Below are 25,062 nucleotides of genomic sequence, written 5' to 3'. Positions count from 1 at the left end.
CGGGCCCGTCCTAGCGTCCGGCCATGCGCACCCGAGTCTCGCCGTCCCTGCTCGTCGCCGTCCTCGCCCTCGTCCTGGCCGCCGGGGGCACCGGCTACGCCGCGGGCAAGATCACCTCGCGCCAGATCAAGGACGGCACGATCCAGGGCCGCGACGTCCGCAACGGCGGGCTCACCGGTCAGGACCTCAAGAACCGCTCCGTCCCACGGGTCAAGCTCGACAAGGCGTGCGCTACCGGTGAGGTGGGGGTCTTCGGCGGGTGCGTGCGCCGGGCGTCGAGCGGGCCGACGTCCTACCAGGCGGCGATCGACGACTGCGACGGTCGCAACGGCCGGCTGCCGACCACCGCCGAGACCCGGTGGATCGCGGCCCACACCGAGGACTTCGACTGGGCCGACGGCAACCCGGGCCAGTACGAGTTCACCGGCGACTACACCGCCGCCAGTCCCTTCACGCCGATCGCCTTCGACCGGGCCTTCAACGCCTTCAGCGACGCCGGCACCCAGCTGTTCTGGCACCACTGCGTCACCTCCTGACCCACCTGACCGCCGTCGGTCCCGACCTTCCTAGGGTGGGTGCATGCGCGTCCTCCTCACCGGCTCGGCCGGCTTCATCGGTGCGGCGATCGGCGCGGCCCTCGAGCAGGCCGGGCACGAGGTGGTGCGGGTCGACGTGATGCTCGCCCAGGCCCACGGTGCGTCCACGCCGCCGGAGGGCACCCACCGGCTCGACGTGCGCGACGCGGTCGACGACCAGCGGTGGGCGCCGCTGCTCGCCGGCGTCGACGCGGTCTGCCACCAGGCCGCCGTCGTGGGGGCCGGGGTCACCGTGGCCGACCTGCCGGCGTACGCCGCCCACAACGACCTCGGCACGGCCGCCCTGCTGGCCGCGATGCACACCGCGGGCGTCGACCGGCTGGTGCTGGCCAGCTCGATGGTCGTCTACGGCGAGGGGCGCTACACCTGCGCCACCCACAGCGACCAGGTGCCGCCGCCGCGGGCGGTGGCCGCGCTCGAGGCCGGCGACTTCGACAACCACTGCGGCGTGTGCGGCGAGCCGCTGGCCTGGGCCACCGTCGACGAGGACGCCCGCCTCGACCCCCGCAGCTCCTACGCCGCCAGCAAGCTGGCCCAGGAGCACTACGCGGCGGCGTGGGTGCGCCAGGCCGACGCGGCCGCGGTGGCGCTGCGCTACCACAACGTCTACGGCCCGGGCATGCCCCGCGACACCCCCTACTCCGGCGTCGCCGCGATGTTCCGCTCCTCCCTCGAGCGCGGCGAGCGACCCAAGGTCTACGAGGACGGCGCCCAGGCCCGTGACTTCGTCCACGTCGCCGACGTCGCCCGCGCCAACGTGCTCGCCCTCGAGGCGGTCGTCGCCGGTCCGTCGGCGGCCTACGACGCCTACAACGTCGCCTCCGGCCACCCCGTCTCGATCCTCGAGGTCGCCCGGCTGGTCAGCGAGGGGGTCCCCGGCGCCGACATCGAGCCCGAGGTCACCGGCGGCTTCCGCCTCGGCGACGTGCGCCACGTCGTCGCCTCGCCCGCCCGGGCGGCCGAACGGCTCGGCTTCACCGCGCAGGTGCTGCCGGCCGACGGCCTGCGGGCGTTCGCGACCGCCCCGCTGCGCGCCTAGGACCACCGTGGGGTGACGTCGTACGACGCTCGTGGGCTCACCACTGCGTGAAGACCAGCTGCTGCAGCAGGACCGCCGTGACCACCTGCACCGCCAGCGCCGGGCGGCGCCACCGCTCGGGCAGCAGGGCGGTCGACAGCAGCAGCCACGGCACCCACGGCAGCCAGATCCGCTCGACCTCCGACTTGCTCATCCCCGAGAGGTCGGCGGCCCCCACGGCCACCGCGGCGCCCAACGACAGCAGCACCGCCGTACGCCGGGGGCCGACCGGGCCGCGGACCGTCGTGCGCAGGCCGGGCAGCGCGCAGGCCAGGCCCGCGCCGAGCACCGGGCCGGCGCTGACGAGCAGCGCGCCGAGGTTGCCCCAGGCCCAGTAGGCCTGAGGACGCTTGCCGCCCAGCCCGGCGAAGTAGCGGTCGTGCACCGCCGGGTAGGCCTCCCACCAGAAGAAGCCGAACGCCCCGAAGGCCGCGACCACCACGAGCGCGCCGGCGACCGCCCACGGCAGCGGGCGCCACGACCGGGCCGCGGCGAGCACGGCCAGGGCGACCGGACCGATGAGCAGCAGCCCGTAGGACATGAAGACCGACAGTCCGAGCACCAGCCCCGCGAGCAACGACCAGCCCACCAGGCGGCGCGGTGTCGACGAGGTCGCGGCCAGGGCGAGCAGGGCCAGCCCCCACGACGTGACCGTCATGAACACCGCGTCGCCCGAGACGGCCATCAGCACCGCTGCGGGGGTGAGGACCAGGAACGGCAGGGCCCGGCGGGCCAGGGCCTCGGCGTCGAGGGCCCTGAGCGCGACCAGCACGCCGGGGACCGACGCCGCCGCGACGAGCGTGATGGCCAGGCCGGCGCCGAAGGAGGTGGTGACCCCCAGTCGCACCAGCGTCACGAAGAACAGCAGGGCCCCGGGCGGGTGGCCCGACACGTGCGTGGGCCAGCTGTCGGGCTCGCCGTAGCTGATGCCGTCGACGTAGGTGTCGAGCAGTTGGGGCACGTCGCCGACCGTGCGGGCGGTCTCGAGGTACTCACCGGGCATGTCCTCGACCCGCGAGAGCCCCTCGGACCCGTCGACGAGGGCGAGCGTGAGCAGCCAGACCAGCCCCACGGCGTACGACGCCAGCAGGAGCACCGGCCACCGCGCGGTCGCGGCGAGCCGGGGCAGGAACAACCACGCCAGCACCCCGACGAGCACCAGACGCAGGGTGGGGACTCCGACGGCCTTGACCTCGAGGTAGCCGCGCAGCGGCGGCACCGGGTCCTCGCCGGGATAGCGGGTGCGCGAGAAGGTGTCGAACGACAGCAGGTGCGGCAGCCCGAAGGCCAGCACCAGCAGGACGACCGACAGCGAGACGCCGACCCACGCCGCCGTCGTGACCCGGCGGGCGTCGGGCTCGGTCGCCGCAGCCGGTGGTGTCGTCGTCGAGGTCATCGGCTCCGACCCTAACGACGCGTCGGCCCCCCGACGAGCCCGGCGCGGCCCGGGTCCGGACGTGTCACAGGGTTGTAAGCCTTCGGGTGGGCTCCCGGAGGTCGTGGACCCCTAGATTGTCAGCACCATGCCAGACTGCGACCTCATCCTCCCCTGCCGCGACGAGGCCGCTGCCTTGCGCGCCCTGCTTTCCCGCATCCCGCCCGACCTGTCGGTGATCGTCGTCGACAACGGCTCCACCGACGGCACCGCCGACGTCGCCCGCGCGCTCGGCGCCAGGGTCGTGCACGAGGCGACCCCGGGCTACGGTGCTGCCGTGCAGGCCGGTCTGCTCGCCGCGACGAACACCTACGTGGCCTTCATGGACGCAGACGGGTCCTTCGACCCCGACGAGGTGCTGCCCCTGCTCGCCGAGGTGCGCGCCGGTCGCGCCGACCTCGCCGTCGGACGCCGTCGCCCGGTCTCCCGGGGCGTGTGGCCCTGGCACGCCCGGGCCGGCAACGCCCTGATCGTCGCCTGGTTGCGCCGCCGCATCCACCTCGACGCCCACGACATCGCGCCCCTGCGCGTGTGTCGCCGCGAGGCGCTGCTCGCCCTCGACGTCCGCGACCGGCGCTTCGGCTACCCCGTCGAGCTGCTGCAGAAGGCGACCGCCAGCGGGTGGCGCTTCAGCGAGCACGACGTCAGCTACCACCCACGGGCCGAGGGCACCCGCTCCAAGGTGTCCGGCTCGGTGACCGGCACCGTGCGCACCGCCCGCGACTTCGCGAAGGTGCTGTCGCGATGAGCGGCCCGACGAGCGGCCCGACGAGCGGCCCGACGAGCGCCCCGGCCGGTTGGACCGCCCTGGTCGTCGCCAAGGCCCCCGTCGCGGGGCAGGCCAAGACCCGGTTGGGCGCCGACATCGGTGCCGTCGCAGCCGCCGACCTCGCCGCGGCCGCGCTGCTCGACACCCTCGCCGCGTGCGCCGACGCGCCGCGCCGGGTGGTCGCGCTGACTGGCGACCTCGACGCCGCCGAGCGCTCCGCCGACCTGCGTCGCGCCCTGGCCGACTGGGTCGTGGTGGCCCAGCGCGGCGACGGGTTCGACGAGCGCCTCGTCCACGCCCACGCCGACGCCCACGCGGTCACCGCCGGGCCGACGGTCCAGGTCGGCATGGACACCCCCCAGCTGACCCCCGGGCTGCTCGCCGGCGTCGCCGCGCAGCTCTGCGACCACGACGCCGTGCTCGGCCCCGCCGACGACGGCGGCTGGTGGGTCCTGGCCCTGCGTGACCCCGCTGATGCAGCCACCCTCCGAGGAGTCCCCATGTCAGCACCCACGACCTACGACCACACCCTCGCCGCCCTCCGGTCCGGGGGGCTCGACGTGGCCCCGACCGTCGAGCTCACCGACGTCGACACGGTCGCCGACGCCGACCGGGTGGCGGCGTCCGCGCCCGACACCCGCTTCGCCACCCGGTGGACGCAGCTCGCGGCGGTCGCGCGATGACCGGCCAGCTGGAGGAGAAGTCCTTCTCGACCGTCTTCGCCTACGCCCTGCAGGGCCACCCGTGCGCCGTCATCGGCCTCGACGAGACGCCCGAGCACCTGCCCGTCGACGCCTGGACCCGGCCCGCCGACGCCGAGGACCTGGCGATCCTCGACCACTGCTACGGCCCGACCCTCGACATCGGCTGCGGCCCCGGCCGGATGACGGCCGCCCTGGTCGAGCGTGGTGTCCTGGCCCTCGGCATCGACGTGGTGCAGGAGGCCGTCGGACAGACCCTCGAGCGGGGCGCCTCGGCGCTGCTGCGCGACGTCTACGACACGCTGCCGGGGGAGGGGCGCTGGGCCAGCGCCCTGCTCGCCGACGGCAACGTCGGCATCGGCGGCGACCCCGTGTCGCTGCTGCGGCGCGTGCGGCAGATCCTCGACCCGCGCGGGCGCATCGTCGTGGAGGTGGCGGGCCCCGGCGTGCCCCACAAGACGTCGTGGGCGACCCTGGAGTGCGCCGGTGCCCGGAGCCGCCGCTTCCGCTGGTCGGTGGTCGGCATCGACGACGTCGCCGACCTGGCCCGCCAGGCCGGCCTCGCGGTCACCCGCACCACCCGGCACGGGGCGCGCTGGTGCGTGGTCCTGGAGGGACCCGCATGACCAGCACGCTGCCGACCCAGCTGCCCGGCCCCACCCCCGAGCACTTCACCTCGCGCCTGCGCAGCCCGGCGGTCGCGGCGCGCGTCGGGCTGTGGCTGGGCCTCAGCTTCGGCGTCTGCTTCCTGACCGGGCTGCTCAGCCACTACGCCCAGAACACCTCGCAGCCGATCCCGTTCCCCACCAGCCCGTCGTGGGGCTACCGGGTCACCCAGGGGCTGCACGTGATCACCGGCACCGCCGCCGTCCCCCTGCTGCTGGTCAAGCTGTGGACGGTCTACCCGCGGCTCTTCGAGCGTCCGCCGTCGCTGCGCGTGCGCCAGCTGCTGGTGACCGGGCTCGAGCGGGTCTCGATCCTGGCCCTGGTCGCCTCGTCGATCTTCATGCTCGTGAGCGGGCTGACCAACACGGCGTCCTGGTACGTCTGGCACTTCGGCTTCCGGGCCGCCCACTACGGCGTCGCGTGGGTCGCCATCGGCTCCCTGCTGGTCCACATCGCCGTCAAGCTGCCGGTGATCCGCGAGGCCCTGCTCGGCGACGTCGACGACACGCACTCCCACGACCGCGCCACCGCGGTCGACCAGGGCGTCATGTCGCGGCGCGCGCTGCTGCGCACGACCTGGCTCGCCAGCGGTACGGCGGTCGTGCTCACCGCCGGCGCGACCGTGCCGTGGCTGCGCACGGTCTCGGTCTTCGGCATTCGTTCCGGTGACGGTCCGCAAGGCATCCCGGTCAACCGCACGGCCCGGGCCGCCGGCCTCGGCGACGACGAGCTCGGCGACTCCTGGCGGCTCACGGTCACCAACGGCGACCAGAGCGTCTCCCTGTCGCGCGCCGATCTTGCAGGGATGACGCAGCGCACCGAGACCCTTCCGATCGCCTGCGTCGAGGGCTGGAGCGCCAACGGCGACTGGACCGGGGTCCGGATGTCGGACGTCCTGGCGCTGGTCGGTGCCGACCCCGAGAGCGACGTCACCGTCTCGTCGATCCAGCAGAACGGTCCCTACTACACGGTCAACACGTTGCAGAAGAACTTCACCGGCGACGACCGCACGCTGCTCGCCCTCAGGCTCAACGGCAAGGAGCTCGACCCCGACCACGGCTACCCCTGTCGGCTGATCGCGCCCAACCGGCCCGGCGTGCTGCAGACCAAGTGGCTCGGCAGCATCGAGGTCCAGGCATGAGCGGGACCGTCCTGACCCGGACCGCGCTCGGGGCCGTCGGCGTCGCCCTCGGTCTCTACGGCGCCTGGTTGACCCTGTCGCGCCAGACCACCGCGCAGATCGTGAGCACGGTCCAGTACCTCGTCGGCGGGGTCGTCCTCAACGACGTGCTGATCGCCGCGGCCGCGCTCGTCGTCGGCGTCCTGGTCACCCGTGGGCTGCCGGCCGTGGTCCGGGCGCCCGTCGTCGTGGGCGCGGTCGTGCTCGGGTCGACGACCCTGCTGGCCGTGCCCGTGCTGCTCTCCTACGGCCGCAAGCCCGACAACCTGACCCTGCTCGACCGCGACTTCGTCGGGGGCTGGTGGGTCTTCGCCGGGGTCGTCGTGGCGTGCGTGGCGGTCGCGGTCGTCGTGCGCGTGCGCCGTGGCGCCGGTGGGTCCGAGCCCGCCTGATGGCCCGGGTCCTCGTCGTCGACGACGACCGCACGGTGCGTGAGGTCGTCACCTCCTACCTGCGCGCAGCGGGCCACGAGGTCGACGAGGCCGACGACGGGCTGGCGGGACTCGAGCTGATGCGGCGCACGCCCGCCGACCTCGTCGTGCTCGACCTGATGATGCCCACGATGGACGGGCGCGAGATGTGCCGCAGGATGCGTGCGGCCGGCGACGTGCCGGTGATCATGCTCAGCGCCCTGGCGGGGGAGGAGTCTCGCGTCGACGGGTTCGAGCTGGGTGCCGACGACTACGTCACCAAGCCGTTCAGCCCCCGTGAGCTCGTGCTGCGGGTCGAGTCGCTGCTGCGCCGTACCGGCGTCGCGGCCGACGACGAGGGCGGGCTGCCCGACGTCGTCCGCGACGGTGACCTCGTCGTCGACGGCATACGGCGTGAGGCGACCCTGGGCGGCGAGGTGCTGGCGCTGACCGGACGCGAGTTCGACCTGCTCCGCCACTTCCTGGCCCACCCCGGGGTGGCCTACTCGCGCGACCAGCTCCTCGAGCAGGTGTGGGGCTGGACCATCGGTGACCAGTCGACGGTCACGGTGCACGTGCGCCGGGTGCGCGAGAAGGTCGAGCGCGACCCGGCCGCACCGGTGCGGCTGGTGACCGTGTGGGGCGTGGGATACCGCTGGGAGCCCGCAGGACCGGTAGAACCGCCGGGAGCAGATCGAGTCACACGAGCAGATGGAGCGGCAGGCGCATGAACGACAAGACCGAGATCCTGGTGGTGGCCGCCGCCGCCGCGGCCGCGGTGGGCGTGGGCGGCCTCGGTGCCGGCTACCTGCTGCGCCGCCGCTCGCTGCGCTGGCAGCTGGCCCTGGTCGCGGTGGTCGCGATCGGCTCCGTGCTCGCGGGCATCCTCGCGGTCTCGCAGCGGATGCTCATCTCCGAGCACGACCTCGGCGTGGTCACCCTGGTCACCGTCGGCGCCGCGGTCATCGCGCTGGTGGTCGCCCTGGCCCTGTCCGCCGCCCTCACCCGCTTCTCCGCGGCCCTGCGCGCCGACGTACGCCGCGTGGGCGACGGCGGGCCCCCGGTGGCTGCGACGACCAGCGGCCCGGCCGAGTTCCGCGCCCTGGGCCTCGAGCTCGGCGAGATGCAGGCGCGCCTGGCCGAGTCGCGGGCGCGTGAGGCGCGCGTCGAGACCGCCCGTCGCGAGCTCGTCTCGTGGGTCTCGCACGACCTGCGCACACCGTTGGCCGGACTGCGTGCGATGACCGAGGCGCTCGAGGACGGCGTCGCCCCCGACCCGAGCCGCTACCACCACCAGATCCGCCTCGAGGTCGACCGGATGTCGCGCATGGTCGACGACCTCTTCGAGCTCTCGCGCATCCACGCCGGCGTGCTGCCGATGGCGCCCCAGCCGCTGCCCCTCGACGACCTGGTCAGCGAGGCGATCGCGGCGGCCGAGCCGGTCGCCCGGTCGCAGGGCGTGCGCCTGGGCGGCAACGTCGAGCCCGGCCTCGTGGTCAACGTCGACCCGGCCGGCCTGACCCGCGTGCTGGCCAACCTGGTCGCCAACGCCGTGCGCCACACGCCCGAGGGCGGTGCCGTGCACATCAACGCCGGTGTCGCCGACGGCGCCGTCGAGCTGAGCGTCAGCGACGGCTGCGGCGGCATCGCCCAGGCCGACCTCGACCGGGTCTTCGACATCGCCTGGACCGGCTCCTCGGCCCGCACCCCCGACCTGTGGGGGGCCGACGCCCGGGCGGGCCTGGGCCTGGCCATCGTCAAGGGGATCGTCGAGGCCCACGAGGGCGAGGTCAGCGTGCACAACCTCGACACCGCCGGGTGCCGCTTCCTGGTGCGCCTGCCCCTGCCCGTCTGACCTCGTCAGGACGTCGGCGTGTCGAGTGGCTTCGAACACGTGTTCGGCCTAGATTGAGACCTGTTGGAGGCGCTGTCCCAGGCGTTCGTCCACAGGCAGCGCGCTCCTCGTGGCGCACTGTCGGTGGTCGCCCCTAGCGTCTCGCCGGACAGATCAGGACGACGACCTCACATCCGACACACACTGACGTAAGGACACAAGATCATGGCTGGTGGAGACCGCGACAAGGCCCTGGACGCCGCGCTGCTCAACATCGAGAAGCAGTTCGGCAAGGGTTCGGTCATGCGCCTGGGCGACGAGACCCGCGCCCCCCTCGAGATCATCCCGACCGGGTCGATCGCCCTCGACGTGGCCCTCGGCCTCGGCGGCCTGCCGCGCGGGCGGGTCGTCGAGATCTACGGCCCGGAGTCCTCCGGCAAGACGACGGTCGCCCTGCACGCGGTGGCCAACGCCCAGGCCGCCGGCGGCATCGTCGCCTTCATCGACGCCGAGCACGCGCTCGACCCCGACTACGCCGCCGCCCTCGGGGTCGACACCGACGCCCTGCTGGTCTCCCAGCCCGACTCCGGTGAGCAGGCCCTCGAGATCGCCGACATGCTGATCCGCTCCGGCGCGCTCGACCTGATCGTCATCGACTCGGTGGCCGCGCTCGTGCCGCGCGCCGAGATCGAGGGCGAGATGGGTGACAGCCACGTCGGTCTGCAGGCCCGCCTGATGAGCCAGGCGCTGCGCAAGATGACCGGTGCCCTCAACAACTCCGGCACCACCGCCATCTTCATCAACCAGCTGCGCGAGAAGATCGGCGTCATGTTCGGCTCGCCCGAGACCACGACCGGTGGCCGCGCGCTGAAGTTCTACTCCTCGGTCCGCCTCGACGTCCGTCGCATCGAGACCCTCAAGGACGGCACCGACATGGTCGGCAACCGCACCCGGGTCAAGGTCGTCAAGAACAAGGTCGCCCCGCCGTTCAAGCAGGCCGAGTTCGACATCATGTACGGCAAGGGCATCAGCCGCGAGGGCGGCCTGATCGACGTCGGCGTCGAGGCGGGCATCGTCCGCAAGGCCGGTGCCTGGTACACCTACGACGGCGACCAGCTCGGCCAGGGCAAGGAGAACGCCCGCACCTTCCTCAAGGACAACCCCGACCTCGCCAACGAGCTCGAGAAGCGGATCCTCGAGAAGCTCGGCGTCGGGCCCAACGTCGAGAAGCCCGCCGACCCGCTGTCGGACCTCTCCGACAAGCCGATCGGTGTCGACGACTTCTGAGGTGAGCGACGAGTCGTGGCGCGGCGACGTCCACGAGGGCGTCGCCGCCTGGACCCGCCGCGCCCACGGTGGTCGAGGTGCGAGGAGCGCTGGCGACGAGCCCTTCGAGGCTCGCAGGCTCGCACCTCAGGAACCACCTCGAGACCCCCGCAACCGCCGCACCCGGCCCGACCCCACGCCGGACGAGGGCAGCGCGTCGGCGTCCGTCACGAGACCGGCACGCCGCTCCCGCTGGCCAGAAGCGAAGCCCGACCCGGTCGCGCTCGGTCCCGACGCGGACCCCGAGTCGGTCGCGCGCACGATCCTGCTCGACCAGCTCACCGGTCGGGCCCGCTCGCGCAGCGAGCTGGCCGACAAGCTGGCGAGCAAGGGGGTGCCCGACGACGTGGCGACCCGGCTGCTCGACCGGTTCGAGGAGGTCGGCCTGGTCGACGACGACGCCTTCGCCCGGGCGTGGATCTCCGGGCGGGGCGCCGCCGCCGGCAAGGGCCTGGCCCGTCGGGCCCTGGCCCAGGAGCTGCGCCGCAAGGGCATCGCCGACGACGTGGCGCGCGAGGCCCTCGACGAGGTCGACCCGGCCGACGAGGAGGAGGCCGCCCGGGCCCTGGTCCGCAAGAAGCTGCGCTCCCTGCACCGGGTCGACGACACCACCGCGACCCGTCGCCTGGTCGGCATGCTGGCCCGCAAGGGCTACGGGTCCGGCCTCGCGTTCGCCGTGGTCAAGGACGAGCTGGCCGCGTCGGGCCGACAGGCCCCCGACGACTGAAACATCACCGAGACGTCACCGTGCCAGACTTCCGCGCGTGAGCAGCGAGCGTGAGGTCCTGACCTGGCAGGGGTTCGGTGAGTCGGTCGACGACCTGGCCCGTCAGGTGGTCGACGACGGCTACGAGCCCGACGTGGTGCTCTCGATCGCTCGTGGTGGCCTGGCCCTCGGCATGGGTCTGGCCTACGCCCTCGACGTCAAGAACCTGTCGACGGTCAACGTGGAGTTCTACACCGGTGTCGACCAGCGTCTCGAGGTGCCGATCATGCTGCCGCCGGTGCCCGACGTCGTCGACCTCGCCGGCCTGCGGGTGCTCGTCGTCGACGACGTCGCCGACACCGGTCTCACCCTGCGCCACGTCCAGGCGTTCTGCTCCGGCTACGTCGCCGAGGTCCGCACCGCCGTCGTCTACGCCAAGCCCCGCTCGGTCGTGCGCCCCGACTACTCGTGGAGGGCGACCGACGCCTGGGTCGAGTTCCCGTGGTCGTCGCGCTCGCCCCTGGTCCAGCGGTCCCGCGACTGACCGTGCCGGGCGGTGGCGCCGCGCCCCACCACGGTGACGCGGGGGGCGGTCCGACAGGGCGCGGACGCTCGAGGCCCTCACCGCCACGTCCCCTGACGCGGGACGACGGCTCGGTCGATGGCTCGGTCCACACTGTCGTAGCGTGCACCCTCGACCTGCGCCGCGTCGTCGGCTGACCCGCGTCGCTCGACGACGCGTCAGGCCCACACGGGGTGGTGGGGTCGCCTGTCCACACCTGTCTCGGGGCCGACCGGCCCGACCGATCGGAGCACACCGTGTCCTTCCCGTCCTCACCGCCGGACCAGCCGGACCAGCCATCCCAGCCGTCCCAGCCCTACGCGCCGACCGCGGCCGCGCTGCCCCCCGAGCGCGTGGGCCTCGGCCTGCTCGCCGCCACCGGCGCCGTCGTCGGCGGGATCGTCCTGACGGTCGTGATCTGGCGGCTCGGTTTCGTCGCCGCCATCAGCAGCCTGGTGATCGCCTTCGGCGCGGCGTACCTCTACGAGGCCGCGGCCGGTCGCCCGGCGCGCAAGGGCCTGGTGCCCCTGCTGCTCCTGATCGTCGTCGGCGTCATCGTCTCGTTCTTTGCGATCGTCGCGAGCGACGCCTACGACGTCTACGACGACCTCGGCGTCATCGGCCTGTCGCGACCGGCGTTCATCCGCGAGGCGATCACCGAGCCCGAGGTGCTCCAGGAGTACGGCAAGGACCTCGCGCTGTTCGGCATCCTGGCGGTGGTCGGCATCGTCGGCGTCGGACGCCGCCTGCTCGCGTCCCGGTGACCCGCCGCCCCGACCACGCGCCGCGGGGGCGGGCCGAGGCCTAGGGTGTCGCCCATGACCAGCATCGCGAAGGCCCTGCGGCTGAGCCCCGGACCCGTCGACCTCGCGGCCACCGACACCGACGCGGCCCCGGCCTACGACGGTGACAAGACGTCGGGGGTCGCCGACCTGGAGGCCCTGGGCCCCGAGCTCGCGGAGCTGCAGGAGCGGTTGTTCGCCGAGGGCAGGGCCGGCGGCACCCGCTCGGTGCTGCTCGTGCTCCAGGGCATGGACACCTCCGGCAAGGGCGGCACCCTGCGCAAGACGGTCGGCCTGGTCGACCCGCAAGGCGTGCGGATCACCTCGTTCAAGGCACCCACCGAGGAGGAGCGCAGCCACGACTTCCTGTGGCGCATCGAGCGGGCGCTCCCGCTGCCGGGCTACGTCGGGGTCTTCGACCGGTCCCACTACGAGGACGTGCTGATCGCCCGGGTCCGCGATCTTGCCGCGCCCGACGAGATCGAGCGGCGCTACGACGCGATCAACGCCTTCGAGCACCGGCTCGTCGAGACCGGCACGACGGTCGTCAAGTGCATGCTGCACGTCTCGGCCGAGGAGCAGAAGAGGCGGCTCCTGGCGCGCCTCGACGACCCGACCAAGCACTGGAAGTTCAACCCGGGCGACGTCGACGAGAGGGCGCTGTGGCCGGCCTACCGGCAGGCCTACGAGATCGCGCTGGAGCGCACCCACACCGCGGCGGCCCCGTGGTACGTCGTGCCGGCGGACAAGAAGTGGTACCGCAACCTCGCCGTCGGGACCCTGCTCCACGCGGCGCTGCGCGGTCTCGACCCGCAGTGGCCGGCCGCCGACTTCGACGTCGCCGAGCAGCGCGCGCGCCTGCAGGACGAGGCACCGGTCGCGTGAACGAGCCGCTGGCCACGGTCGCGGTCACGCGCTACGTGACCCCGCTGCGTGAGGGGGGCAGCCTGCCCGGGGTGGTGGAGGCCGAGGACCTCGGCACCTACGTCTGCAAGTTCCGCGGGGCGGGCCAGGGACCGCGGGTGCTGGTCGCCGAGGTCATCGTGGGTGAGCTGGCTCGTCGTATCGGGCTCAGCACCCCGCGCCAGGTGGTGCTCGACCTCGACGCCGAGATCGCGCGTTACGAGGCCGACGAGGAGGTCCAGGACCTGCTGACGTCCAGCACCGGGCTCAACCTCGGCATCGACTTCCTGCCCGGGTCGTTCGGCTTCGACGGCGACACCGGCACGACGTCCGAGGTGGCCAGCACCGTGGTGTGGCTCGACGCCTTCTGCGCCAACGTCGACCGCTCCTGGCGCAACCCCAACCTCCTGGTCTGGGGCGACGAGCTCTGGGTCATCGACCACGGCGCCGCGCTCTACTTCCACCACGCCTGGCCCGGCGGCCTCACCGACCCGGCCCGCTTCGCGGCCCAGCCCTGGGACCCGACCGACCACGTCCTGCGCGAGCGGGCCGACGACCTGGCCGCCGCCGACGCCCGGCTCACCGAGACGGTGACGCCCGACCTGCTCGCCGAGGTCGTCGCCCTCGTCCCCGACGCCTGGCTCGACCCGGTGCCCGGGGCCGACACGCCCGAGGCGCTGCGCTCGGCCTACGTCGACTTCCTCACCGCCCGCCTCGGCACCCGGCAGTGGCTGCCGTGAGCGGCTCGGGCCCGGCCGGCCGGCACGCCTACCAGTACGTCGCGCTGCGCTGCGTCCCTCGGGTCGATCGCGAGGAGTTCCTCAACGTCGGCGTGGTGCTCTACTGCCACGCCACCGACTACCTCGACGCCGCCTGGAGGGTCGACCCGGCGCGGCTGGGCGCGGTCGACGCCCTCGTCGACCCCGACCAGCTGCGCGAGTCGCTCGCCTTCGTCGGCGCGGTCTGCTCCGGCGACCCGCGGGCCGGCAGCGCGGGTCGGGTCCCGATCAGCCAGCGGTTCGGCTACCTCAAGGCACCCCGCAGCACCGTCCTGCAGCCGGGTCCCGTCCACGGCGGCCTGACCCACGACCCGGGTCGCCAGCTCGAGCACCTCCTCCACCACCTGCTCGGATGACGCCGACCCGTCGCGTAGACGCGACGGGTCGACGGAAAAATCAGTCGACCCGTCGCGTGGACGCGACGGGTCGACCGGAGTCAGGTCAGACGGGGACGAGCTCGACGGCGCCGACGGCGTAGCGCGCGAGGATCACCCGGGCGACCTCGGGGTGGGCGCCGAGCGGGGCGGAGACGGCGACGGCGCCGGCCTCGAGGGCGAGCTCGGCGGCGCGGTCGGTGAGCTCACCGGGGGTCAGGAAGAGAGAGGCGACGGCGATGTGGCGTCGGCCCTCGCCGCGGAAGGCCCGCACGGCCTCGCCGGTGGCCGGCGGCGCGCTCGCGGCGTAGGCCGCCGTGACGGGCAGCTTGTGGTGGGTGCCCCACAGGCGGGCGAGCCGGGCGACGGACTGGTTGGCCAACGGGTCGGGGGAACCGGCCGCGGCGAGCACCAGGGCGTCGAGCTCGCGGCACCGGGCGTCGCGCAGGGTGTCGCGCAGCCGTTCGTCGAGGACCTCCAGGAAGCACGTCTCGAGACCGAGCGAGGCACTGACCCGGACCTGCAGCCCGGGGTGGCGCGTGGTCGCGGCGGTCACTGCGCCGGAGAGGTCGCCGAGACCGCCGAAGGCCTCGGTCAGGATGAGGGGGACCACGACGATCTCGTCGTACCCGGCCTTGACCAGCCGGTCGACGACGCTCTGGAGCTCAGGGCGCGTCCACCGGGCACCGGTCGAGCCGGGGGTGCCCGGGTCGAGGAAGGCGCGCTCGACGCGGAGGTCGGGGCGTTGCGCCTTCACCTCGTCGACGAGCGCGGTGATCGTCTTGGTGGTCCGTGCGTCTCGGCTGGCCGGAGCCAGGGCCACCAGTGCGGGAGCAGCCATCAGGGCCGCCTCCTTCCTTGCTGCTGGATGTGCGTGTGAGCCGGGGTCACTGGTGGATCCCGCACTCGGTCTTGTTGGTGCCGGCCCAACGCCCGCTGCGCGGGTCCTCGCCGGGCGCGACGCGCCGGGTGCAGGGGGCGCACCCGATCGAGGGGTACCCGTCGTAGACGAGCGGGTTGACCAGGACGCCGTTGTCCGCGATGTAGCGCTCCACCTGCTCGTCGCTCCAGCGAGCCAGGGGAGAGACCTTGACCTTGCCCTTCTTGGCGTCCCAGCCGATCACCGGCGCGATGACGCGGTTGTGGGTCTCGGCGCGACGCAGGCCCGTGGCCCACGCGTCGTACGACGCCAGCGCGTCGGCCAACGGCGCCACCTTGCGCAGGGCGCAGCAGCGGTCGGGGTCGGTCCGGAAGAGGTCCTTGCCCTCCGTGGCGTCCTGCTCGGCGACGCTCTGCTTGGGCGTGATCGACAGCAGGTTGACGTCCATCGTGTGCTGCACGGCGTCGCGGGTGCCGATGGTCTCGGCGAAGTGGTAGCCGGTGTCGAGAAAGACTACGTCGATGCCGGGCACGACCTTGGCCGCGACGTGCGCGAGCACGGCGTCGCCCATCGAGGAGGTCAGGCAGAAGCGGTCGCCGAAGGTGGCGGCGGCCCACTCGATGATGGTCTCGGCGGGGGCCAGCTCGAGCTCGGCGCCCCAGTGCGAGACCAGGTCGCGCAGCTCCTCGGAGGACCGGCCCGCGGTCTCGATGCCGCGGTTGTCGCGCGCGGTCTGGGTCAGCACGGTGCTCACGACTGGACCCCCCCGGCGCGCAGGATCCCGAGGCTCTTGAGCGAGAAGACGCGCTGGCAGTCCCGGCACTCCCAGGCGCCGTGCGTCGCCTCGTGCGGCCAGAGGTTCTGGTCGCCGCAGTAGGGGCAGTGGAAGGGGACGGCGCGTTCGCTCATAAGGAGCTCAACACCTTGTCGCCGCGCAGTAGTTCCTCGTCGGCGCGCGCGACCCAGTCCGCGAAGCTCTCGGCGGCGTCGGCCCGGTCGCCGAGGTAGTTGGTGACGACCGCGGTGACGTAGTCGTCGAGTCCGGCGCTGGTGACCTTGTGGGCGCGCAGCTTGCGGCCGAAGTTGGCCTGCAGGCCGGTCGCGCCGCCGAGGTGCACCTGGAACCCCTCGACCTGCTCGCCGTCCTGCATCACGAGCTGGCCCTTGAGCCCGATGTCGGCGACCTGGGTGCGTGCGCAGGCGTTGGGGCAGCCGTTGACGTTGACGGTGATGGGGGTGTCGAGGTCGGGGAAGCGCTTCTCGAGCTCGCCGACCAGCGCGCGCGCCCGCTCCTTGGTGTCGACGATCGCCAGCTTGCAGAACTCGATGCCGGTGCAGGCCATCGTGTTGCGGCGCCAGTTGGACGGGCGGGCCGACAGGCCGATCTCGTCGAGGCGGCCGACGAGCTCGTCGACGACCTCGGGGCGCACGCCGATCAGCACGATCTTCTGGTACGGCGTCAGGCGGGCCCCCGCGACGCCGTACTCCTCGATGAGGTCGGCCAGCTGCACCAGCAGGGTGCCGGAGACGCGGCCCGCGACGGGCGCGACACCGACGTACTTCAGGCCGTCCTTCTGGTCGTGGACACCGATGTGGTCGCGGTGGCCGACGGGCGCGGCGGGCGACTCGCAGGAGACCAGCTCGCGGCCGAGGTACTCCTTCTCCATGACCTCACGGAACTTCTCCACGCCCCAGTCGGCGACGAGGAACTTCAGCCGGGCCCGCGAGCGCAGCCGGCGGTAGCCGTAGTCGCGGAAGACCGAGGCGACGGCGGCCCACACGTCGGCGACCTCGTCGAGCGGGATCCAGACGCCGAGCTTGGCCGCGAGCATCGGGTTGGTCGACAGCCCGCCGCCCACCCAGCAGTCGAAGCCGGGGCCGTGCTCGGGGTGGACGGTGCCGACGAAGGCCACGTCGTTGACCTCGGGGACGACGTCGTGGCCCGGGTGGCCGGTCAGTGCGGTCTTGAACTTGCGGGGGAAGTTGGAGAAGGCCGGGTCGCCGATGTAGCGCTCGTAGATCTCCTCCAGCGCCGAGGTGCCGTCGATGATCTCGTCGGCGGCGACGCCGGCCACCGGCGAGCCGAGGAACGGGCGGGGGGAGTCGCCGCAGGCCTCGAGGCTGCTCAGCCCGGCGGCGTCGAGCCGGTCCCAGATCTCGGGGACGTCCTCGACGCGGATCCAGTGGTACTGGATGTTCTCGCGGTCGGTGACGTCGGCGGTGTCACGGGCGAAGTCGACGCCGATGCGCCCCAGGGTCCGCACGGCGTCGTGCGACAGCAGCCGGCCGTCGGAGCGCACGCGGAGCATGAAGTACTCGTCGTCGAGCTCCTCCTCCTCGAGCATCGCGGTCTTGCCGCCGTCGAAGCCGGGAGCGCGCTGGGTGTAGAGGCCCATCCAGCGAAAACGCCCGCGCAGGTCGGCGGGGTCGATGGAGGCGAAGCCGCGCTTGGAGTAGATGTTGATGATCCGCGCGCGGACATTCAGCGGGTCGTCGTCCTTCTTTGACTGCTCGTTCTTGTTGAGCGGCTCGGTGAACCCCAGGGACCACTGGCCCTCGGCGCGTTTGGGGCGCGGGATCTCGGTGTGCTTGGCCTTCTGGGACTGGAAGCGCTGGTCGGGCATGGCAGAGGTGGTCCTTCGCTGAGGGGCGGCGCCGCGCGGGACGCGGCTGCTGGTCGTGGCGACGTGGGTCAGCGGGCCCGACAGATCGCGCTGCGAGTACGCCCCAGGTCCACGTGGCGGCGTACCACGAGGTGGACGTGCGTCTCGGCGCTGATCATGTCAAGGAGTCTCACGGTGCGGACAGGGCGATCACAAGGCGAGATCTCATGATGTGGACGTCAAGTCCACCATGCGGAACGATGTCCCGCGTCGTTCCGCGGGGAAGGCCGCCGGGTGCGTCGTACGTCACACGGCGGACACGACGGTGGTCCAGGCCGGAATGGCCCGCTCGGGCCATGGGCAGCCCCGCTCGCGGAGAGAAAGGTGGGAGCCCCGACCGAGAAGAAGGAGCAGACCATGGGCAGCAGGATCAAGCACCTCGTCGGCCGCCACGGGCTGGGGCGCGACCTGCGCACCGCCGCCGTGGCCGTCGTCGTGAGCGGCATGGTGATGGCGACGCCGAGCGTGGCCTCGATGGTCACCAACGCCGACAAGGTCGACGGCAAGCACGCGGTCAGCGCGGGTGCGTCCGTCAGCCAGCGCGCCGGCAAGCTCGTCGCCACCTCCAAGCAGGGCTACCTGCCCGACAACATCCTCAAGAAGGCGCGCGACGCCGACCGGCTCGACGGCCTGGACTCCTCCGCCCTTGTGCCCGTGGTCGCCAAGCCCGAGAGCGTGCAGACCGGCGTGTACGGCGCCTTCGGGGACGCCGGGTACAACGCCTCGGTGATCAACTTCCGGTCCAAGCTGCCCGGCTACGTCGGGTCGGGCAGGTACACGTTGATCCCCAGCGGGGGCCCGTACACGGCTGACTGCCCCGCACCCGGCGAGGTCGCCACGGTCGAGTGGCTGTGCTTCTACACCACGGCCAACTTCGGCGCGACCCTCGAGGTCGTCGGCTCCATCAGCCCCCCGTCCACCGGAGCCTCCGCAGACGGCTTCTACATCAACTTCGACTGCAGCGGCGTCTGCTTCACCTACGGGACGTGGGCGGTCCGAGCGCCGGCGGCCGGGCAGCCGCCGCGACGCCCCGGGGTGAGCGGGGCCTCGAGGTCCAGCACCGTCGGGTGAGGCGCGCCGGGGGCCCGGACGCCACTACGCTGGGCCCCATGGCCGACGTGAACAACCTGACCAGCCTGACCAGCTCCGCATACTCGCAGGCGCTGGAGGTGATCGCCTCGGTCGAGCCGCGGATCGCCGAGGCCACCCGTCGTGAGCTCGCCGATCAGCGCGGCTCGCTCAAGCTCATCGCCAGCGAGAACTACGCCTCGCCGGCGGTGCTGCTCACGATGGGCACCTGGTTCAGCGACAAGTACGCCGAGGGCACCGTCGGCCACCGCTTCTACGCCGGCTGCCAGAACGTCGACACCGTCGAGTCGCTGGCCGCCGAGCACGCCCGTGAGCTGTTCGGCGCCGAGTACGCCTACGTGCAGCCCCACTCGGGCATCGACGCCAACCTGGTGGCGTACTGGTCGATCCTCGCGCACCGCGTCGAGGGCCCCTGGCTCGAGAAGGCCGGCAAGAAGAACATCAACGAGCTCACCGACGCTGACTGGGAGCAGCTGCGCCACGAGCTCGGCAACCAGCGCCTGCTCGGCATGAGCCTCGACGCGGGCGGCCACCTCACGCACGGCTTCCGCCCCAACATCAGCGGCAAGATGTTCCACCAGCAGCAGTACGGCACCGACCCGGCCACCGGCCTGCTCGACTACGACGCCCTGGCCGCGAAGGCCCGCGAGTTCAAGCCGCTGATCCTGGTGGCCGGCTACTCCGCCTACCCCCGCCGGGTCAACTTCGCCAAGATGCGCGAGATCGCCGACGAGGTCGGCGCCACCTTCATGGTCGACATGGCCCACTTCTCCGGGCTGGTCGCCGGCAAGGTCTTCATCGGCGACGAGGACCCCGTGCCGCACGCGCACGTCGTCACCTCCACCACGCACAAGTCGCTGCGCGGCCCGCGCGGCGGCATCGTGCTGGCCACCGAGGAGTACGCCCCCAGCGTCGACCGCGGGTGCCCGATGGTGCTCGGTGGCCCGATGTCGCACGTCATGGCCGCCAAGGCGGTCGCGTTCGCCGAGGCGCGCCAGCCCTCGTTCCAGGCCTACGCCCAGCAGGTCGCCGACAACGCCAAGTCGCTGGCCGAGGGGTTCCTGACCCGTGGTGCCGACCTGGTCACCGGGGGCACCGACAACCACCTCGTGCTGCTCGACGTGTCCAAGTACGGCCTCACCGGCCGTCAGGCCGAGTCCGCGCTCATCGACGCCGGTGTCGTCACCAACCGCAACTCGGTCCCGGCCGACCCCAACGGTGCCTGGTACACCTCCGGCATCCGGCTCGGCACCCCCGCGCTCACCACCCGTGGCTTCGGCCACGACGAGTTCGACACCGTCGCTGAGCTGATCGTGCACGTCCTGCAGAACACCCAGCCCGGCACCACCAAGGCCGGCACCCCGTCCAAGGCGTCCTACACGCTGGCCGAGGGCGTCGCCGACAAGGTCAAGGACGCCTCCGCCGAGATGCTCGACAAGCACCCCCTCTACCCCGGCCTCGACCTGTCCTGATCGGTCGACTCCGGTCGGCCCGCGTCCTGCTGGCCGCCCGGGCCTGGCATCGCTGACCGCCGGTCTGGGTAGCGGCCGCCAGGACGCAGGGGCCGACCTCCGTCTCCGTGCGCCTGTGGTCCTGGTGGGCCTGTGGTGGGGGCGCCTTCTTGCTGGTCAGGTTGTTCGACTCCGGTCGGCCCGCTTCTGGCTGGCCGCCCGGAACCGGCGGGCGGCCCCAGCGGCCGCCACCCAGACCGGCGGGAGCAATGCCAAGCAGGGGCGGCCAGCGAGACGCGGGTCGCCTAGAGGCGAGCATGCACGCAGCGACCACAACGAACACAAGGGTGACGCGCGCCACAAGCCTCACCACAGTGGGTCCCGGCCGGGACCCACCCGGCAGCACGGCAGCCGGGAGGTACGACGATGAGCACGCAGACACCCAGCGGGACCCGGGCGGGCAAGGCCGCACAGGCCTGCAACCGCACCCACTACCTCTACCTCGCGGTGATCGCGGCCGTGGCCCTCGGCATCGTGGTCGGCCTGGTCTTCCCCGACGCAGCCGTCGAGCTCAAGCCGCTCGGCACCGGCTTCGTGGCCCTGATCCGGATGATGATCCAGCCGGTCATCTTCTGCACGATCGTCCTGGGCGTCGGGTCCGTGGCCAGCGCCGCCCGGGTCGGCAAGGTCGGCGGCCTGGCGCTGGTCTACTTCGTGACGATGTCGACCTTCGCCCTGGCGATCGGCATGGTCGTCGGCAACCTGCTGCACCCGGGTAGCGGCCTGACGCTGACCGACGCGGTGGCGGGCCAGGGCCAGGAGCAGGCCGCCGACGCCCACGGCACCACCACCGACTTCCTCCTCGGGATCATCCCCGACTCGCTGCTGTCCGCGCTCACCTCGGGCGAGGTGCTGCAGACCCTGCTCGTGGCGTTGCTGGTCGGCTTCGCGCTGCAGCAGATGGGCCGCGCCGGGGAGCCGGTCCTGCGGGGCGTCGGGCACGTCCAGCGGGTCGTGTTCCGCGTGCTGGCGATGATCATGTGGGCTGCCCCGGTCGGGGCCTTCGGTGCCATGGCCGCCGTGGTCGGCGCGACCGGTGCCGACGCGCTCAAGAGCCTCGCGGTGCTGATGATCGGCTTCTACGTCACGTGCGCGCTGTTCGTCCTCGGCGTGCTCGGGACCCTGCTGCGGGTCGCCACCGGCGTCAACGTGTTCTCGCTGTTCAAGTACCTCGGCCGTGAGTTCCTGCTCATCGTCTCGACGTCGTCGTCCGAGTCGGCCCTGCCGCGCCTGATCGCCAAGATGGAGCACGCCGGGGTCGACAAGCCCACCGTGGGCGTCGTCGTCCCGACCGGCTACTCCTTCAACCTCGACGGCACCGCGATCTACCTCACGATGGCGTCGCTGTTCATCGCCCAGGCGCTCGGTGACCCGTTGTCGATCGGCGAGCAGGTCTCGCTGCTGGTCTTCATGATGATCGCCTCCAAGGGCGCCGCGGGCGTCACGGGTGCCGGCATGGCCACCCTGGCCGGTGGGCTGAGCTCGCACCGCCCCGAGCTCGTCGACGGCGTCGGCCTCATCGTGGGCATCGACCGGTTCATGTCGGAGGCCCGCGCGGTCACCAACTTCGCCGGCAACGCCATCGCCACGGTCCTGATCGGTCACTGGACCGGCGGCCTCGACCGCCCGCAGCTGGACCGGGTGCTCGCCGGCGAGGACCCCTTCGACGAGCTCACGATGGTCGACGACCACGAGGTCGAGCCGGGGGAGCCTGCCGGACCCGCCCAGGTCGCCGACCCGACCTCGCCGGTGCTGCAGAAGGCCACCCAACCTGCCTGACGCCGTACGTCGGACATCTCACGCGGCGGGTGGGCCGGAGGATCCCTGATCCCGGGCCCACCCGCCGTTAGCGTGGACGCATGAGCCAGAGGACCGACGCGGCGCTGACGCCGGACCGCCGGGCCTGGCTGGCCGAGCGGACCCGTCAGGCGGTCCACACGCTGTGGCGCCTGGTCGTCACGACCGTGTCGTCGTGCCTGCGCTACCGCGTGACCGGGCTGGCCGCCGAGGGCGCGTTCTTCGCCGTCGTCTCGGTGCCCCCGCTGGTCTTCGCCCTGGCCGGGGCCGTCGGCTACGTCTCCGAGCAGTTCAGCGCTGCCCAGGTCGAGGAGGTCCGCCGCGCGGTCATCGACCTGTGTGCGACGTTCCTCACCGACAACGCCGTCAGCACCGTCATCGAGCCCACCGTCGCGGACGTGCTCCAGGGCGGGCGGCTCGACGTGATCTCGCTCGGGTTCGTGCTGTCGCTGTGGTCGGGCTCGCGTGCGCTCAACGTGTTCGTCGACACCATCACGATCATGCACGGGCTCGGCGGGCACCGGGGGATCGTCAAGACCCGGGCGCTGGCGTTCGTCCTCTACCTGCTGGCGATGATCACCGGCGCGATCTCGCTGCCGCTCGTGGTCGCCGGCCCCCACCTGGTGCGCGACCTGCTGCCCGACGAGCTCGACCTGCTGATGTCGTTCTACTGGCCGATCGTCATCGTGGTCTGCATCTGCTTCCTGGCCACGCTCTACCACGTGTCGGTGCCGGTGCGGACGAGCTGGAGCTTCAACCTCCCGGGGGCGACCTTCTCCCTCCTGGCCTGGATCCTCGGCTCCTCGGTGCTGCGCTGGGTGCTCACGGTCACCGCGGCCGACTCCAAGTCGATCTACGGCCCGCTGGCCGCGCCGATCGCGGTCTTGCTGTGGCTCTACCTGCTCGCGCTCGCGGTCCTCGTCGGGGCCGCCGTCAACGCCGCGTTCGACGAGGTCTTCCCGCAGAAGAACACCACCCGGGCCAGGCACGAGCTCATGGCGCGGCTGCGTGCCCTAGGTTCTGCACGTGGATGAGCACCTGACCGGTACGTCGGCCAACCCGGCCCGTGGCAAGGTCAACCTCCCCGAGCGCGTGCGTTCGCCCTGGTGGGTGCTCGGGCGCCGGCTGCTGCTGGCGGTCACGATCCTCGTCGGCACCGCGATGCTGGTCTACCTCGACCGCAAGGGCTATGCCGACAACAACGACCCGACCAACGCCGTCAGCCTGATCGACGCGTTCTACTACACGACCGTGACGCTCAGCACGACCGGCTACGGCGACATCGCCCCGGTCAGCGACGCCGCCCGTCTGGTCAACGCCTTCGTCATCACCCCTGCGCGCATCGCGTTCCTCGTGCTGTTGATCGGCACCACCCTGGAGGTCCTCGCGTCGCAGGGCCGAGAGCTCATCCGCATCGCCCGTTGGAGGAAGACCGTGTCCCACCACATCGTCGTCGTCGGCTACGGCACCAAGGGGCGCAGCGCCGTCGAGACGCTGATCAACAACGGCCTGCAGCGCGAGAGCATCGTGATCGTCGACCCCAGCGCCACGGCCCTGGCCGAGGCCCACGCCGACGGGCTGGCGGTCGTGACCGGCGACGCCACCCGCCGCGAGGTGCTGCGCCGGGCCGGGGTCGCCGAGGCCGACCAGGTCATCATCACCACCGACCGCGACGACTCCAACGTGCTCGCCACGCTGACGGTGCGCCAGCTCAACCCCGACGCCTGGATCGTCGCCTCGGTGCGCGAGCAGGAGAACGCGCCGCTGATGCGCCAGTCGGGGGCCAGCTCGGTGATCACGTCCTCCGACGCGGTCGGGCGCCTGCTGGGCCTGTCCTCGCTCTCGCCCACCCTCGGCACGGTCATGGAGGACCTGCTGACCTACGGCGAGGGCCTCGAGGTCGCCGAGCGCGAGCTGCTGGTCTCCGAGGTCGGCAAGCAGCCGCAGAGCCTGCCCGACCAGGTGATCTCGGTGGTGCGTGACGAGAAGGTCTACCGCTACTTCGACCCGGTGGTGGCCCTGCTCGCCCGCGGGGACCGGCTGGTCGTCGTACGCCCGGCCAAGGAGCTGCCCTGGGCGCCGCGCCCCGGCACCCACGACGAGGACTTCGCGACCGACGACGAGGACTGACCTTCCTCGAACACACGTTCGATCGTGTGGCACCATCGACCCATGGCCGGCGGCATGAGTCACCGAGGACGGGGCGTCCCCCTCGCGGAGCGCGGCGCGCCTCCCGACCGTCCCCGTGAGCAGCCCCAGCAGCCGTGCCCGATGCGTCACTGCTGGGTCGCCGACGCCCTCGACGGCCATGGCGTCAAGCGCCCGGGCCTGCTCGTCGAGTGGCGACAGGCCCAGGTCGGCTGGGAGGGTCGCGTCCTGTACGCCGCCCACGTGCGTCCGAGCTCCTGGACGGTCGTCGAGGAGTGGCTCCCCGCCGCGCTCCTCACGCCCCTGTGACCAGGGGAAATGGAACCGAGCCACTGGGGTCTCGGGTCCCCAGTGGCTCGGTAGGAAGACTGTAGGGCGCCGGCGGCGGCCCGCGCAGCAGAAACCGTCAAACCGCCGACGTGGTCTGCGTCACACGACCTGCTGCGGCGTCGGGGAAGGGGGCGAAAACGGAACCGAGCCACCGGGGTCTCGGGTCCCCAGTGGCTCGGTACGAGAAGACTAGCGCGCGATCGCAGGTCGGCCCAGCGCGACGTGACAGAGGTCTAGACCTCGCAGCACCCCGTCGCACCCCGTCGCAGGCCGTCGCAGGCCGTCGCAGGCCGTCGCAGGCCGTCGCAGGTCGACGCGGTCAGCGCACGTGCGACGGGTCCAGGGACCCGACGCCGCTCGGTGCGCCCCACCAGCACTCGGGCTCGGCGCGTCGTCGGCCGAGCAGGTCCCCGGTGCCGGCGATGATCCCGGCCAGGTAGCGGCGGATCATCGGTGCGTCCCCATGTGCGCAGTGGTCATGACCTCGACCCTGCCCCCGTCGTGCACCCGGTTGTTCACCCGCGAGTAGGCCATCGCGTGCGC

At 72.5% G+C, this 25,062-nt stretch carries 28 protein-coding genes; 22 read left to right on the top strand and 6 right to left on the bottom strand.

What is annotated here, in order from left to right; all coding sequences use genetic code 11:
• Nucleotides 1-23 precede the first annotated feature (23 nt).
• Both FZC61_RS15455 and FZC61_RS15450 read left to right on the top strand, forming a co-directional pair.
• Nucleotides 24-536 carry a hypothetical protein gene (locus FZC61_RS15455; RefSeq protein WP_148615071.1) on the top strand — a complete coding sequence of 171 codons (513 nt, stop codon included), beginning with the start codon at nucleotides 24-26 and terminating at the stop codon, nucleotides 534-536.
• Nucleotides 537-579: 43 nt separating this feature from the next.
• On the top strand, nucleotides 580-1,635 hold the full coding sequence (locus FZC61_RS15450) for an NAD-dependent epimerase/dehydratase family protein (protein ID WP_148615070.1): 1,056 nt from the start codon (nucleotides 580-582) through the stop codon (nucleotides 1,633-1,635).
• A gap of 37 nt (nucleotides 1,636-1,672) precedes the next feature.
• Here FZC61_RS15450 and FZC61_RS15445 read toward each other — a convergent pair whose 3' ends face one another.
• Nucleotides 1,673-3,070, bottom strand: coding sequence for a hypothetical protein (locus tag FZC61_RS15445; RefSeq protein WP_148615069.1), 1,398 nt, complete (start codon nucleotides 3,068-3,070; stop codon nucleotides 1,673-1,675).
• 127 nt (nucleotides 3,071-3,197) lie between these two features.
• Here FZC61_RS15445 and FZC61_RS15440 point away from each other — a divergent pair, with 127 nt between their 5' ends.
• The 14 genes from FZC61_RS15440 to FZC61_RS23475 all read left to right on the top strand — a co-directional run bounded on the left by FZC61_RS15440 (nucleotide 3,198) and on the right by FZC61_RS23475 (nucleotide 14,083).
• Nucleotides 3,198-3,857 carry a glycosyltransferase family 2 protein gene (locus FZC61_RS15440; RefSeq protein ID WP_148615068.1) on the top strand — a complete coding sequence of 220 codons (660 nt, stop codon included), beginning with the start codon at nucleotides 3,198-3,200 and terminating at the stop codon, nucleotides 3,855-3,857.
• The gene (locus FZC61_RS15435) at nucleotides 3,854-4,561 is read left to right on the top strand and encodes a TIGR04282 family arsenosugar biosynthesis glycosyltransferase (RefSeq protein ID WP_148615067.1); all 708 of its coding nucleotides are present in this window, start codon (nucleotides 3,854-3,856) and stop codon (nucleotides 4,559-4,561) included. Before FZC61_RS15440 ends, FZC61_RS15435 begins: the two co-directional genes overlap by 4 nt.
• Nucleotides 4,558-5,205 (top strand): methyltransferase domain-containing protein, encoded by a 648-nt coding sequence (locus FZC61_RS15430; protein ID WP_148615066.1) that lies wholly within the window; start codon nucleotides 4,558-4,560, stop codon nucleotides 5,203-5,205. The genes FZC61_RS15435 and FZC61_RS15430 overlap by 4 nt, the downstream gene beginning before the upstream one ends.
• On the top strand, nucleotides 5,202-6,386 hold the full coding sequence (locus tag FZC61_RS15425) for a molybdopterin-dependent oxidoreductase (protein ID WP_148615065.1): 1,185 nt from the start codon (nucleotides 5,202-5,204) through the stop codon (nucleotides 6,384-6,386). Before FZC61_RS15430 ends, FZC61_RS15425 begins: the two co-directional genes overlap by 4 nt.
• Complete coding sequence (locus tag FZC61_RS15420) at nucleotides 6,383-6,817, top strand: hypothetical protein (RefSeq protein ID WP_148615064.1); 435 nt, start codon at nucleotides 6,383-6,385, stop codon at nucleotides 6,815-6,817. The genes FZC61_RS15425 and FZC61_RS15420 overlap by 4 nt, the downstream gene beginning before the upstream one ends.
• The gene (locus FZC61_RS15415; RefSeq protein ID WP_148615063.1) at nucleotides 6,817-7,566 is read left to right on the top strand and encodes a response regulator transcription factor; all 750 of its coding nucleotides are present in this window, start codon (nucleotides 6,817-6,819) and stop codon (nucleotides 7,564-7,566) included. Before FZC61_RS15420 ends, FZC61_RS15415 begins: the two co-directional genes overlap by 1 nt.
• Entirely contained in the window at nucleotides 7,563-8,690 is a 1,128-nt protein-coding gene (locus FZC61_RS15410; RefSeq protein WP_148615062.1) for a sensor histidine kinase, read from the top strand. Before FZC61_RS15415 ends, FZC61_RS15410 begins: the two co-directional genes overlap by 4 nt.
• 201 nt (nucleotides 8,691-8,891) lie before the next feature.
• Nucleotides 8,892-9,956: a recombinase RecA gene (gene recA / locus FZC61_RS15405; RefSeq protein WP_281289832.1), complete on the top strand. Its 1,065-nt coding sequence runs from the start codon at nucleotides 8,892-8,894 to the stop codon at nucleotides 9,954-9,956.
• 1 nt (nucleotide 9,957) lies between these two features.
• Entirely contained in the window at nucleotides 9,958-10,722 is a 765-nt protein-coding gene (locus FZC61_RS23730; protein WP_246142723.1) for a regulatory protein RecX, read from the top strand.
• 37 nt (nucleotides 10,723-10,759) lie between these two features.
• Entirely contained in the window at nucleotides 10,760-11,245 is a 486-nt protein-coding gene (locus FZC61_RS15395) for a phosphoribosyltransferase (RefSeq protein WP_148615060.1), read from the top strand.
• 275 nt (nucleotides 11,246-11,520) lie between these two features.
• Entirely contained in the window at nucleotides 11,521-12,027 is a 507-nt protein-coding gene (locus FZC61_RS15390) for a hypothetical protein (protein ID WP_148615059.1), read from the top strand.
• 54 nt (nucleotides 12,028-12,081) lie between these two features.
• Nucleotides 12,082-12,930: a PPK2 family polyphosphate kinase gene (locus tag FZC61_RS15385; protein ID WP_148615058.1), complete on the top strand. Its 849-nt coding sequence runs from the start codon at nucleotides 12,082-12,084 to the stop codon at nucleotides 12,928-12,930.
• The gene (locus tag FZC61_RS15380) at nucleotides 12,927-13,688 is read left to right on the top strand and encodes a HipA family kinase (protein ID WP_246142722.1); all 762 of its coding nucleotides are present in this window, start codon (nucleotides 12,927-12,929) and stop codon (nucleotides 13,686-13,688) included. The genes FZC61_RS15385 and FZC61_RS15380 overlap by 4 nt, the downstream gene beginning before the upstream one ends.
• Nucleotides 13,685-14,083: a DUF3037 domain-containing protein gene (locus tag FZC61_RS23475; protein ID WP_148615057.1), complete on the top strand. Its 399-nt coding sequence runs from the start codon at nucleotides 13,685-13,687 to the stop codon at nucleotides 14,081-14,083. Before FZC61_RS15380 ends, FZC61_RS23475 begins: the two co-directional genes overlap by 4 nt.
• 85 nt (nucleotides 14,084-14,168) lie before the next feature.
• On the opposite strand, the gene FZC61_RS15370 is transcribed toward FZC61_RS23475, so the two are convergent.
• From FZC61_RS15370 to FZC61_RS15360, 4 genes are read right to left on the bottom strand one after another with little or no spacing between them, the layout of a single operon-like run.
• Nucleotides 14,169-14,942, bottom strand: a complete 774-nt coding sequence (locus FZC61_RS15370; protein ID WP_148615056.1) for a sirohydrochlorin chelatase — start codon at nucleotides 14,940-14,942, stop codon at nucleotides 14,169-14,171.
• Nucleotides 14,943-14,988: 46 nt separating this feature from the next.
• Nucleotides 14,989-15,726, bottom strand: coding sequence for a phosphoadenylyl-sulfate reductase (locus FZC61_RS15365; protein ID WP_425465823.1), 738 nt, complete (start codon nucleotides 15,724-15,726; stop codon nucleotides 14,989-14,991).
• A 5-nt stretch (nucleotides 15,727-15,731) separates the two neighbouring features.
• Complete coding sequence (locus FZC61_RS23135) at nucleotides 15,732-15,890, bottom strand: hypothetical protein (RefSeq protein WP_170286120.1); 159 nt, start codon at nucleotides 15,888-15,890, stop codon at nucleotides 15,732-15,734.
• A complete protein-coding gene (locus FZC61_RS15360) occupies nucleotides 15,887-17,605 on the bottom strand; it encodes a nitrite/sulfite reductase (protein ID WP_148615054.1) in 1,719 nt (572 codons plus the stop codon). The genes FZC61_RS23135 and FZC61_RS15360 overlap by 4 nt, the downstream gene beginning before the upstream one ends.
• A 363-nt stretch (nucleotides 17,606-17,968) precedes the next feature.
• Between FZC61_RS15360 and FZC61_RS15355 the strand changes: the two genes are divergently transcribed.
• The 6 genes from FZC61_RS15355 to FZC61_RS15330 all read left to right on the top strand — a co-directional run bounded on the left by FZC61_RS15355 (nucleotide 17,969) and on the right by FZC61_RS15330 (nucleotide 24,498).
• Entirely contained in the window at nucleotides 17,969-18,715 is a 747-nt protein-coding gene (locus FZC61_RS15355) for a hypothetical protein (RefSeq protein ID WP_148615053.1), read from the top strand.
• A 38-nt stretch (nucleotides 18,716-18,753) separates the two neighbouring features.
• Entirely contained in the window at nucleotides 18,754-20,205 is a 1,452-nt protein-coding gene (locus FZC61_RS15350; RefSeq protein WP_148615052.1) for a glycine hydroxymethyltransferase, read from the top strand.
• Nucleotides 20,206-20,610: 405 nt separating this feature from the next.
• Nucleotides 20,611-22,023 (top strand): cation:dicarboxylate symporter family transporter, encoded by a 1,413-nt coding sequence (locus FZC61_RS15345; RefSeq protein WP_148615051.1) that lies wholly within the window; start codon nucleotides 20,611-20,613, stop codon nucleotides 22,021-22,023.
• An 80-nt stretch (nucleotides 22,024-22,103) separates the two neighbouring features.
• Nucleotides 22,104-23,075 (top strand): YihY/virulence factor BrkB family protein, encoded by a 972-nt coding sequence (locus FZC61_RS15340; protein ID WP_148615050.1) that lies wholly within the window; start codon nucleotides 22,104-22,106, stop codon nucleotides 23,073-23,075.
• Nucleotides 23,068-24,171 carry a potassium channel family protein gene (locus FZC61_RS15335; RefSeq protein WP_246142721.1) on the top strand — a complete coding sequence of 368 codons (1,104 nt, stop codon included), beginning with the start codon at nucleotides 23,068-23,070 and terminating at the stop codon, nucleotides 24,169-24,171. Before FZC61_RS15340 ends, FZC61_RS15335 begins: the two co-directional genes overlap by 8 nt.
• 141 nt (nucleotides 24,172-24,312) lie before the next feature.
• Entirely contained in the window at nucleotides 24,313-24,498 is a 186-nt protein-coding gene (locus FZC61_RS15330) for a hypothetical protein (RefSeq protein ID WP_246142720.1), read from the top strand.
• Nucleotides 24,499-24,838: 340 nt separating this feature from the next.
• Here the strand turns inward: FZC61_RS15330 and FZC61_RS23955 are convergent, their stop codons facing one another.
• Entirely contained in the window at nucleotides 24,839-24,970 is a 132-nt protein-coding gene (locus FZC61_RS23955; RefSeq protein WP_281289830.1) for a hypothetical protein, read from the bottom strand.
• Nucleotides 24,971-25,062: the final 92 nt, after the last annotated feature.

Source organism: Nocardioides rubriscoriae, from assembly GCF_008087085.1.
In the GTDB taxonomy this organism is placed as follows: domain Bacteria; phylum Actinomycetota; class Actinomycetes; order Propionibacteriales; family Nocardioidaceae; genus Nocardioides; species Nocardioides rubriscoriae.
Note: the sequence above shows the minus strand (reverse complement) of the source record. Positions and strands in the feature narration are given on the sequence as shown.